The organism is Vibrio kanaloae (assembly GCF_024347535.1).
GTDB classification, from domain to species: Bacteria; Pseudomonadota; Gammaproteobacteria; order Enterobacterales; family Vibrionaceae; genus Vibrio; species Vibrio kanaloae.
Genome location: NZ_AP025498.1, coordinates 560471 through 571639, shown reverse-complemented (window position 1 = coordinate 571639; position 11169 = coordinate 560471). Strand labels below are relative to the sequence as shown.

10 protein-coding genes are annotated in these 11169 nt (G+C 44.7%); 7 read left to right on the top strand and 3 right to left on the bottom strand.

Annotated features, from left to right (window positions below; genetic code table 11):
• Positions 1-224 precede the first annotated feature (224 nt).
• From OCV24_RS16820 to sstT, 5 genes are all read left to right on the top strand, one after another.
• Positions 225-1145 carry a DUF368 domain-containing protein gene (locus tag OCV24_RS16820; RefSeq protein ID WP_029627186.1) on the top strand — a complete coding sequence of 307 codons (921 nt, stop codon included), beginning with the start codon at positions 225-227 and terminating at the stop codon, positions 1143-1145.
• A gap of 203 nt (positions 1146-1348) precedes the next feature.
• Positions 1349-1789 (top strand): hypothetical protein, encoded by a 441-nt coding sequence (locus OCV24_RS16815; RefSeq protein ID WP_077681267.1) that lies wholly within the window; start codon positions 1349-1351, stop codon positions 1787-1789.
• On the top strand, positions 1786-2382 hold the full coding sequence (locus OCV24_RS16810) for an SCO family protein (RefSeq protein WP_054545862.1): 597 nt from the start codon (positions 1786-1788) through the stop codon (positions 2380-2382). Before OCV24_RS16815 ends, OCV24_RS16810 begins: the two co-directional genes overlap by 4 nt.
• Positions 2383-2498: 116 nt before the next feature.
• Complete coding sequence (locus OCV24_RS16805; protein ID WP_150877497.1) at positions 2499-2957, top strand: copper chaperone PCu(A)C; 459 nt, start codon at positions 2499-2501, stop codon at positions 2955-2957.
• A 553-nt stretch (positions 2958-3510) separates the two neighbouring features.
• Positions 3511-4728: a serine/threonine transporter SstT gene (sstT, locus tag OCV24_RS16800; protein WP_017057866.1), complete on the top strand. Its 1218-nt coding sequence runs from the start codon at positions 3511-3513 to the stop codon at positions 4726-4728.
• Positions 4729-4907: 179 nt separating this feature from the next.
• On the opposite strand, the gene OCV24_RS16795 is transcribed toward sstT, so the two are convergent.
• The 3 genes from OCV24_RS16795 to OCV24_RS16785 form a co-directional block, all read right to left on the bottom strand.
• A complete protein-coding gene (locus tag OCV24_RS16795; protein WP_017057865.1) occupies positions 4908-6122 on the bottom strand; it encodes a tetratricopeptide repeat protein in 1215 nt (404 codons plus the stop codon).
• Positions 6123-6438: 316 nt separating this feature from the next.
• Positions 6439-7041: a response regulator transcription factor gene (locus tag OCV24_RS16790; RefSeq protein WP_046223207.1), complete on the bottom strand. Its 603-nt coding sequence runs from the start codon at positions 7039-7041 to the stop codon at positions 6439-6441.
• Positions 7042-7052: 11 nt separating this feature from the next.
• Positions 7053-8942, bottom strand: a complete 1890-nt coding sequence (locus tag OCV24_RS16785) for a sensor histidine kinase (protein ID WP_137007821.1) — start codon at positions 8940-8942, stop codon at positions 7053-7055.
• 259 nt (positions 8943-9201) lie between these two features.
• Between OCV24_RS16785 and dsrO the strand changes: the two genes are divergently transcribed.
• Together dsrO and nrfD are read left to right on the top strand one after the other, a co-directional pair.
• Positions 9202-10038: a sulfate reduction electron transfer complex DsrMKJOP subunit DsrO gene (dsrO, locus tag OCV24_RS16780; protein WP_137007820.1), complete on the top strand. Its 837-nt coding sequence runs from the start codon at positions 9202-9204 to the stop codon at positions 10036-10038.
• Positions 10035-11156 (top strand): NrfD/PsrC family molybdoenzyme membrane anchor subunit, encoded by a 1122-nt coding sequence (gene nrfD / locus OCV24_RS16775; RefSeq protein ID WP_150877499.1) that lies wholly within the window; start codon positions 10035-10037, stop codon positions 11154-11156. Before dsrO ends, nrfD begins: the two co-directional genes overlap by 4 nt.
• The last annotated feature ends 13 nt before the right edge of the window (positions 11157-11169 follow it).

Below are 11169 nucleotides of genomic sequence, written 5' to 3'. Positions count from 1 at the left end.
CATAATGCGATAAAAATGCAATATTGATAAGAGATCAGTTTCATCATAGAGCACTAATGATAGATCACTAAGTGCTTGTATTTTAAATATTATGCAGATGTTCACTTCAACTTATTGCGTTGCAATTAAGAAGATAATTAAAACACCTCGCCAAAGGCATATTCATACTTTTTTTACCTTAAAGTTTGTATACTGCACAAAATCACTCTCAACTCTATGAATCAATGAACTATTTAAGTACTTTTTTTAAAGGCATGGCAATGGGCGCAGCCGACGTTGTCCCTGGCGTTTCAGGTGGAACCATCGCATTCATCACTGGTATTTACGATACGCTGCTAGAAAGCATTCGTAGAATTAACCCTAGCGTACTTGGCTTATGGAAGCGCGAAGGCTTCAAAGCCGCGTTTAACCACATCAATGGTTTCTTCCTGATTTCACTGTTCGCAGGCGTGTTCACGAGTATTGCGACATTCGCAAAGCTGATTTCTTGGTTATTGGTCACGCACCCTGTTCCACTGTGGTCTTTCTTCTTTGGGCTGATCTTGGTGTCGGTATTCCATATTCTTAAGCAGGTAGAAAAGCGCGATATGATTCGATTCGTCTTTCTATTACTTGGCGTTGCCTTCGCTTATAGCATTACGGTTCTTAAACCACTACAAATGGAACCAACCAGCATCAACATCTTGATTGCGGGTGCGATTGCGATCTGTGCGATGATTTTACCGGGTATCTCAGGCAGCTTTATTCTGCTACTGATTGGCATGTATGGCCCGATTCTTGGTGCCGTTAAAGAGTTTCAAATCGATGTGCTTGCCCTATTTTTAGGTGGCTGTGTGATCGGTCTGCTGACTTTCTCACACGTGCTCTCTTGGCTATTACGCTCATTCCGCGATTTCACATTGGTATTCTTAACCGGTTTGATGATCGGTACGCTACCTAAGATCTGGCCGTGGAAAGAAACCATCAGTTGGCGCATTAACTCGAAAGGTGAGCAAGTTCCTCTGATTCAAGAGAACCTATCGCCGTTCGACTTTGAAGCTGTGACCTCGCAACCTTCTCAGCTAGTGTTGGCAATTGTGATGATGCTTGTAGCTATTGCCTTAGTTCTAGGGCTAGAGAAATTTGCAGAGCGTAACGTTGACTAATCATTCAGCGTACTTCTGGAACATGTTCAGAACGGATAGAACTCAGAAATACTAAGCTCACCTCTCTATTAAGCAGACAAAAGCGAAGCCAATGGCTTCGCTTTTTTAGTTCTACCATACGCACAAAATTGCTTTTTGATACAAGCACGTATTGAGGGGTATGATAACATCGCCGCTCTTATAAAATTAGATGAGAACACGACATGCACCCAGCATTAAAAGTGGCTGCTCTTGGAATCGCTCTCGTGGCAGGCTTTTATGGGCCACCCGTATTTCAAAAACTCAAGTCGGTCATTGAACATTCAACGACCGAAGTCAACTTAGATGACTACTGTATGCTTTCAACAACATCGTGTGAGCAAGAATCGATTTCAATGTCGCTTGACCGTGAAACCGCGCAACCTCTTCTACCCACAAAGATAAAGGTCGTTTGGGAAGGTGCTGCATCTGAGACACTGATGTTATCGCTCACCGGTTTAGAGATGGAAATGGGATCAGCGCGTTTTCAATTAAAGAGCATTGGCAATAATACCTATGAAGGTGAAGTGATTTTACCTGTATGTACTTTAGATAAAATGACATGGGTCGGTGAACTCACTGATGGTGTCGATACTGTAAACCCTGCAATAAGGATGGCAAGATGAGTAGAAATTGGTCGTTAGCATTGGTTGTCGCTTTTGTACTTGGCTTTGGTGTCAAAAGCTATCTTGATGGGCAAAACGAAGTTCAAGAACAACACGCTGCAAAACAAGAGTTCTCCGCAACGACTCTTTTCGGCAAAGACAACCAACCAACGGAAATCTTTGACCAAACCGATGACAGAATTCGTATCGTTTACTTCGGTTTCACACGTTGCCCGGATGTATGCCCTACTTCTTTGGCTATGTTGGCCGGAGCACTTAACCAAGTTTCTGATGAAGCAAAAGCCAAGATTCGCCCAATGTTTGTTTCTCTTGACCCAGAGCGCGATGCTGCAGAAGCTTCTTATGAGTACGCACAATACTTCCACCCAATGATGGAAGGATTAAGTGGCCCATTAGATGTGACAACGACGCTTGCGCATAACTACGGTGTTATTTTCAGAAAGACCAAACTTGAAGGGTCAGAGTTGGAATACACCCTAGACCACAGCTCATATTTTTATTTTTTAAAGCCCGACGGTACTTTGATTACCAAAGTACCGCACACGTTGACGCCAGCGCCAATTGTTGAGGCCATCAACACGTTAACACGCTAGCGTATCAAGTCATCAACGACTAGGAACAACGTGTAAAAAAATAGAGAACTTAACTAATAAAGTTCGAACAAAAAGTCAGGTCCCAGACCAAAAACATAAAAATTAAGGACAACAACATGAAGTTAAAAGCACTTGCTCTAGCAGGCTTATTGCTCACCCCTTTTGCTCAGGCTAGTAGCGATATTATGGTTCATGATGCGTACGCTCGTGCAACCCCGCCTTCAGCAGTGAACAGCGCGGTGTTCACGACTCTGATGAACCACAGCGATAGAGAACGCGCTATTGTTTCTGCAACAACACCGGCAGCAGGTAAAGTAGAACTTCATGATGTAATCATGGATGGCGATGTTATGAAAATGCGCCAAGTTCAAGAGATCATCATCCCTGCGAACGGTGAAGCAGTACTTAAACCTGGTAGCCTACACATCATGTTGTTCGACCTAGCAAGCAGCCTAAAAGAAGGTGAGCAAATCGAGATGACACTGACCTTCGCCAACGGTGAAACGCAGACCTTCGATGCGCCAGTTAAGAAAGTAATGAGCGGCATGAAGAAGATGAACCACTATCATCACTAATTGCTCAGCATAGGATGCAGAATATTCGTCGGTTGCGCACTAGGCGTGCGTGAAACATTTTCCGATGTGGAAAATTTAGCCACGTACTATCGTTTTCTCATCGTAACCATGAATCAGAACCGGCGTGCGACTACGCAAAGCGATTGAAAGTGGTGAGCAGCCTGGAAGAAGGCTTACAAACTATCAAAAATAATTGAGAGGACAAGCCCTTTGTGTTCATCACATAGGGCTTATTTATTTCAATTTGCTATCTATATTGCTATTGCTGCAAGCGATGATCTTATCAAAAGCTGTTTACATTCTTATACTCACAGAATATTGGGCTTGATAAACATCAGCATGCAGGCTTATAACTCAACATATGTACATTTATTTAACATTTCAACCCAAAAACACCACGTAGCGCAAACAATCACCCTAAAAGTAAACTATTCCTAGACACCCTCTTAGATCTCGCTAATATTAGCGCCCATTCCACTAGTGTATAGTTGGAATTGGTACAGCTTTATAAAAAGATACATCACTATAATAATTTAACAATTGCAGGTATTTTATGCAAAATAGCAACATACTCGCCCGCATCGCTCGTGGGAACCTTGTCCTACAGATCCTTGCAGGTATTGTTTTCGGTGTCGTTCTCGCCATGGTTTCTCCTTCAGCAGCTCAAGATGCAGGTCTACTCGGTAGTCTGTTTGTTGGTGCTTTGAAAGCAGTTGCCCCCATTTTAGTTTTCATTCTTGTCGCTGCTTCTATCGCAAACCAAAAGAAAGGTCAGCATACCCATATGCGTCCAATCATTGTTCTATACCTGATTGGTACGTTCTCTGCTGCACTTACAGCTGTAGTGTTGAGCTTCATGTTCCCAACCACTTTGACACTGGTTGCGGGCGCTGAAGGTGCCAACCCTCCTCAAGGTATTGCTGAAGTTCTTCATACGCTTCTATTCAAACTTGTAGATAACCCAGTTAGTGCGCTAATGAACGCGAACTACATCGGTATTCTTGCTTGGGCAATCGGCCTTGGCCTTGCACTGCACCACGCATCTGCAACAACTAAAGCGGTTTTCGAAGATTTAAGCCACAGTGTTTCACACATTGTTCGCTTCATTATTCGTCTTGCACCCTTCGGTATCTTCGGTCTTGTTTCAACGACATTCGCAACAACGGGCTTCGATGCTCTAGCAAGCTACGGTCAACTACTAGCGGTTCTACTAAGCTCAATGCTGATCATCGCACTTGTGGTTAACCCTCTGCTTGTATTTGTGAAAACAAAACAGAACCCATACCCACTCGTACTGCAATGTATTCGTGAATCTGGCGTAACAGCATTCTTCACTCGTTCAAGTGCTGCAAACATCCCAGTAAACATGAACCTTTGTAAGAAGCTAAACCTAGACGAAGATACTTACTCTGTATCTATCCCTCTAGGCGCAACAATCAACATGGCGGGTGCTGCAATTACCATCACAGTGTTAACACTTGCAGCGGTACACACTATGGGTATTGAAATTGATATCTTCACTGCGATTCTACTAAGCCTTGTGGCTGCGGTATCTGCATGTGGCGCTTCTGGTGTTGCTGGCGGTTCACTACTGCTTATCCCACTAGCATGTGGCCTATTCGGTATTTCTAACGATGTGGCTATGCAGGTTGTTGCAGTAGGTTTCATTATCGGTGTGATTCAAGATTCGGCTGAAACGGCGCTTAACAGCTCAACTGACGTAGTGTTCACTGCTGCTGTATGTAAAGCTGAGCAAAACAAAGCTCAATAAGCTCTAAGCTCTAAGCTCTAAGCTCTAAGCTCTAAAAGCAAATCACACACAAATAAAAAGGGAAGCATCGGCTTCCCTTTTTTGTTGCCTAGTTTTCTTGATTAGGGTGAGAACTACAGTTAACTGATAACCAAAGAAAACTGCTTCACAGAAGCACCGTATAAAGCTACTGAACACGACTATTGATTTCTGTTCCAGTTAGACTCAACAACTGGCTGACTGAAGTCCAGAGGGTCGCTATTCTGGTTAGCTTGTTTATCTGTTAATGCTTGACCTGTATTCATCTGCTGTTGGCTGTAATCAACGTTAGAAATTGATTCACTAAGCTCTTTAGTCTTTATATGACTACCATCGACACTTAAATCGGTATCTTCTTCATCAAGCACTTCTTTCACTTTCTTTGGGATAGGTATATTACGTTTGTAGAGCTTATTGAGCGCTTTGATGATTGAGTGCTTGGTTATCGCTTCTTGAGTTAACTTAGTCATTATTGGCTTAGTCAGAGCTTGTAAGCCCACCACTGCATCCACACCAAGCTCACCACCCACTTTGTCTCTCAAATGTTTCGCATCGGAATATCCGAAATGAGCCGATAAGAAGAGCCAAATATAAGCAATAGCGTTACCGTTTTCACCATGATCGATCCAAGCCTCACCGGCTCTAAACATCGCTTCGGCACTGTTTTTTTCCGCCGCAGTCTCAAACCAATATATGGCCTCACCATGATTGGATTCAACGCCAATACCATTCAAATAACACGAACCAAGCTTAATCTTACCTTCTAAACTATTCTTGTCCGCCGCTTTGTGATACCACTCGACTGCATTCTCGGCTGAATAGTCCGGATTTTCTTTGTCTAGACACCAGTCCCCCATAAACAGCATTGCTTCGCTATTGCCACCAGCTGCTGACTCTTCGATACAGGTGTAGCCCTTGGGGATGTTTTTATCCGTTCCACGGCCAAAGACGAGCGCTTTACCCATCTCAAATTTCGCAGCCAGATCATTGTCTAATGCAGATATAGCAAGTTGCCAAAAATTGGCTTTTTCTTTTAAAATTAGGTCTTCTTTACGCTTCATACTAAGGCGTACAATACCGTACATACCGTTGACATTATCTAAGTGCGCCGCTTTATCGTACCAATACAGAGCTTCCTTGATATTGTTACGTTCGGCCTCTTTCGCCAAATACAGAATCGACGGAACATGACCGGTTTCAGCTTTGAAGTGGCGCTCTTTTTGCTCTTGTATACGCGCTTTTTCAATCGCTTTTCGGTAAGCGACTGCACGCGCTTTACGTTCCTGTTCCAAGCGCTGTTTTCTTAGCGATAGAGAGATCAGCCAAACGGCCACAAGTATTAACGAAAGAGCCGTCGCACCAATTGCGATTCCCATTGTACTCATAAAGTTTTTTAACCTAACTCGGTTGATACAAGACCCAATCCAGAGGAGTACCTAACCATAGTGAATGTTTCTAAATTACAGGGAAAAGCGCAGTAGTTAAAACGTTTCACCCTAAAATGAACTTAGTATCTCAGGAATACATAGCGTTAAACAGATTCCTGATACATCTCAGTATGCACTCCATAAATGGTGTGATCTTACTTCAATATTAGTTTGCTTATGAAGATAACCTTCCAGCAAAGTCACCTTAAAAGCGACCACGATATGGCACCTATCACTGTCATTTCGTATCGTGGTGGCTATATGATTAAGTTAACTGTCCATAAATATATGCCAACTCAGCAACCGTTTTTGCAGAAAATTTCTTCATTAAACTCGCTCGGTGTACTTCTACCGTTCTCATCGCGATACACAACTCGTCAGCGATTTTCTGGTTACGCTTGCCGTCAATGATCTGCTTAAGAATGTCGATTTCACGCTCGGTCAACGACGCATAAGCTTGGCGATACACATTCATATGAAGATTCTTTTCAGAAGCCTCTAATCCTTGCTTGATTGCCTCGGACAATTCACCACCTTTCACCGGCTTTTGGAAGAAGTTCACCGCGCCCGATTGCAAGGCTTCCACCGCCATTGGTACATCACCATGACCCGTCAGATAAATCACCGACAATGGACTCTGCGCTTTCACCATCAACTCATGGACTTGCTGCCCTCTCATCTCTGGCATTCTGCTATCCAAAATTACACACCCCGGAGCACTCAAGTCGACAGAATCTAGAAAGTTCGGGCCATCTTCATAAGCTGACACTGTAAAATCATGCTCTTTCAATAAGAACACCAATGAGTCACGCATCGACTCATCGTCATCAACCACATAAACCGGCAACGTTTGATGAAGTTCTGACATAACAAGATTCCTTATGAATCATTTGAAAGAGAAAAAGGTAACGTTACCTCAACGTGACAGCCATGAGGAGCAAGTGACACAATGGCCATTTTACCACTGTGGTCTTCAATCACGTCTTGGCAAATCGAAAGCCCTAATCCCAAGCCATTTTCTTTACTGCTCACAAAGGCTTGGGTAACTTGTTGCTCGGCAAGATCTAACCCCGTTCCGTTATCAATAACCGACAACATCATTTTATCCGGTTGATACTCGGTAATCACTTTAATTGTCGCAAGCTTGCCGTTTTTGTTATTAATATCAGACATCGCGCTGTGTTCGCGTTGCTGCTGTATGTTACACGCATCTGTCGCATTATTGATCAGGTTTACAATTACTTGTTGTATGCCCACAGGATCAATATACAAAGTAATAGGCTGTCCGACCGCGTAGCGTTTAATAGTTATATTGTGCTTCTGTAATCGAAATTGCAGCAACTCAATGGTGTCTGTGAGTAGCTGCTCGATGTCGGTCTGAGACTTCTCAGATGAGCGTTTCTTAATCATGTTTCTTAAGCGTTGAATGATCGCATCAGCACGATCCACTTGAGACTGAATTTTCTCGAACACAGGTTCAATATCGGTCAATGGTTTGTTCTTCGAAACCCGCAGTAAACCACCTTCGCTATAGTTACGAATCGCTGCCAGAGGCTGATTGATTTCGTGCGCCAAACTGCTTCCCAACTCACCGACTACCGCGATCCGTTGCGAATGCTCGAGCTGCTCACTCTTACTTTTTAACTTGTGCAACGTGGCTTCTAACTGTTTTTTACTGCGGCTAAATTTATATTCCAACCAAAAATGGTAAGCATTCAGTAATACGACAAGAATAAAGAACGCCCACGCCCACTGCTGGTTGTACTTAAGCCAGATTAACGCTTCTTTCCACCAAGGCTGTTGCAGTGGGTGCATGTCGAGTTGTTGATAGAGCTTGTCTATCGAGAGCAGGCTTGTCGGTGACGTCCAACCCGAAGCATTTGCCGCAATGGCGGGTGCACTGCTCTTTGCCATTGAAAACAGCACCTGACTCATTTGTTTAGCCAGTGCTGAAGAGGCTCTTTCTGTTTTGGCAAACGACCAGTTAGGGTACAACGGCGTAGACACTTGGCATCGGAATCCTTCAGGCGCTTGATTGCCGATAATTCGATATTGGCCAGCGACTAGCAAACCTTCGCTGATCATGCTCTCAACTAAACACACAGGTACCACAGCCGCTTCAATGTGCCCTTCTCGCAGCTGGTATAAGCTGGCATCAATAGGAAAACCTAAGAACTGAGTATTAGAGAAAAAGTGGTTGGGATTGAGCCCCTCTTGCATTATTTGATAACGCATAGTCAGGTAACCACCAAACGCATTTTCTGACACGGCAGCAATTGGCTTTCCGCTCAATTGTTCAAAAGAGATATAAGGTGACATTCTTCTCACCACCAATGCGGAACCGATACTGCGCGTGCTGCTCACACCTTGATCGTCGTAATTGTGACTGGTCATGGTTGCTATCCAAGAGAGCGCATACTGACGCCCTAATCGCACCGCCTGCCCCGGGTTGGTGACAACAAAATCGACGTTGACGTCTTTCACCGCTTCGGCCATCTCTTCCAAGTTAAATGGTTTGAGGACAAAGTGCTTACCTGGGATTCGCTCAGACAACCAATCCATTGTTGGTTGCCAGCGTTGCCGCGCCGAAAGCTTACCTCGAGTTGCTAACACGCCAACTTCGATAATCTGGTCGGGTTCAGTGAGGCTTGGGCTTGGGCTTGGGCTTGGGGCTACTATCGCTTGTTCAGATCGAGCCGCGAAACACGCACCTGAGGTTAGGCTTAACCAACAAAGGCTAACGATTGTCATTAGTTTTCGAACGCTCACTAAAATCTATTTCTCCAAACGGACTGTTTATTCAATTTATTCTCGATTCATTTTATGTCAGCAACATGTTGAACGCTCAACTTATGCTTTAGATCGCCTTAAATAAGCCTCTAAAACAAAGCATAACAGCTAGATTGGCAAAACCACATTTGTTCTAGATCAACTTTGATCTGGGTATGTGGAAATCCACAATATCCCATGAACGGTCAAAAACTGACAATGAGCCCAACAGAACGAATACCCATTTATAGGTACCAATATGGACTCATTGAAAAGACGGTTTCTCAGCCAATTCGGCAAGGTTTCCGCTGGTGCTGCGCTCATTCCCATCACCGGAATCAACACCGCAGTCGCAAGCACAGCCATTCGCAATAACAACCAACCTGACCGCAAAGGCGAAGTAGGTAAACGCTACGCCATGGCGGTTGATTTACGTAAATGCGTTGGCTGTCAGGCGTGCACTGTTGGCTGTAGCGTTGAAAACCAAGCGCCAATTGGCCAGTTCAGAACCACCGTAAAACAGTATGAAGTCTCCCTTGATGATGGTTCGACTACTCAACAAGAGGTGAAGTCATTCATGTTGCCTCGTCTGTGTAACCACTGCGACGATGCTCCGTGCATTAAGGTTTGTCCTGTTCAAGCGACCTTCCAACGCGAAGACGGCATTGTAATGGTCGACAACGAACGTTGCGTAGCTTGTGCTTACTGTGTTCAAGCCTGTCCTTACGACGCTCGCTTCATCAATAACGACACCCTTACCGCAGACAAATGTACCTTCTGTGCACACCGCCTTGAAGATGGCTTACTGCCCGCTTGTGTCGAAACCTGTGTTGGTGGTGCGCGCGTTATTGGTGACCTCAAAGACCCAAACAGCGAGATCAACCGCCTGCTTAATGAAAACCAAGACGACATCAAGGTGCTCAAGCCAGAGCAAAATACCAACCCACATGTTTTCTATATCGGCATGAACGAGCGTTTCGTTAGCCATATCGAAGGTCAGCCTGCGATTTATGATCCAGCCGCCATTGATAACTTGTCCTCTAGCAAACAAGAACTGGCAATCGCGACACAAGGTAAACAAGGAGAGACAGCATGAATATCACTGAGGTGTTAGTTCCCGCTCAAGAAATGGCTTGGCTACCGTGGGCGGTTCAATATTTTTTCTACATTGGTTCGGCTTACGCGGCCGCTATTCTGTTTTTGATTGCACTGATATTCAAAGACTCAACCAGTCACCAATTCCGATCAGCGCTTGTGCTTGTCATGGCGATTGGCGGGATTGTTGGACCACTCGCGCTAACAGGTGACTTACACCAACCGGGACGCGCATGGCATTTTTATGCTCACATCACACCTTGGTCGTGGATGTGGGTGGGTTCTCTGTTTCTGCCTCTATTTTCAGGCCTTGCTGTTGCTACCGCGTGGGTTTACCTACGTGACGACATCGCACAGCTTAAAGAGAGTGAAAATCCACTTTTAAAACGCTTGTCTTGGCTTACGCTAGGCCAATGGCAGGTTTCAACCAAGCTAATGATTGCACTCGCTGCTGTGACGGCTGTATCGGGCTTAAGCATTGCGCTTTACACCGGTGCCGAGATTGCAATTTTGGCGAGCCGACCACTTTGGCACCAACCTGCATCTCCGCTACTTTGGTTCTCCACGGCATTCTTTGCCGCAATAGGTTTAGCGCTATTGATTTGGGCTCTTTTGCCATCAAGTGAACCAAACCTAAAAACAACCGATCTATCACTGATACAGAAAACCATTACCTTAACAGGTGGCCTTGCCATCATTCTCACATCAATTTGGGCATCTAACCATGGCCACTTCAACCTATATGAGAACGACACGTGGGGCATCAATTTAGGCATTATGACCACGAGCATTTTGCTGTGCATGATTTTAGTTCTACCACTGCAGCGCCTGTCGCGAAGCAAGCTTGGAATCGTCTGTATTGCGCTTGCGACCATCCTTTCAGCATGGGCGGTACGTTGGGTCACCATGATGGAAGTTCAAACCATTCCACGTTTTGATGTGGGCCCATTCCCTTATGAACTGCCTATGGGGAGCGCAGGTTTACTCGGCATTGCTGGTATGTGTGGTCTTTGGTTAGCACTTGCGCTGTTCGCTTCTGAAATCGTATCAACAAAAGCCCTATCGGTTAAATCAGCTCATAAAGCATCGTCACCACTTAACCGCTCACATAGCTTGTAGTCTAAGGAATCAT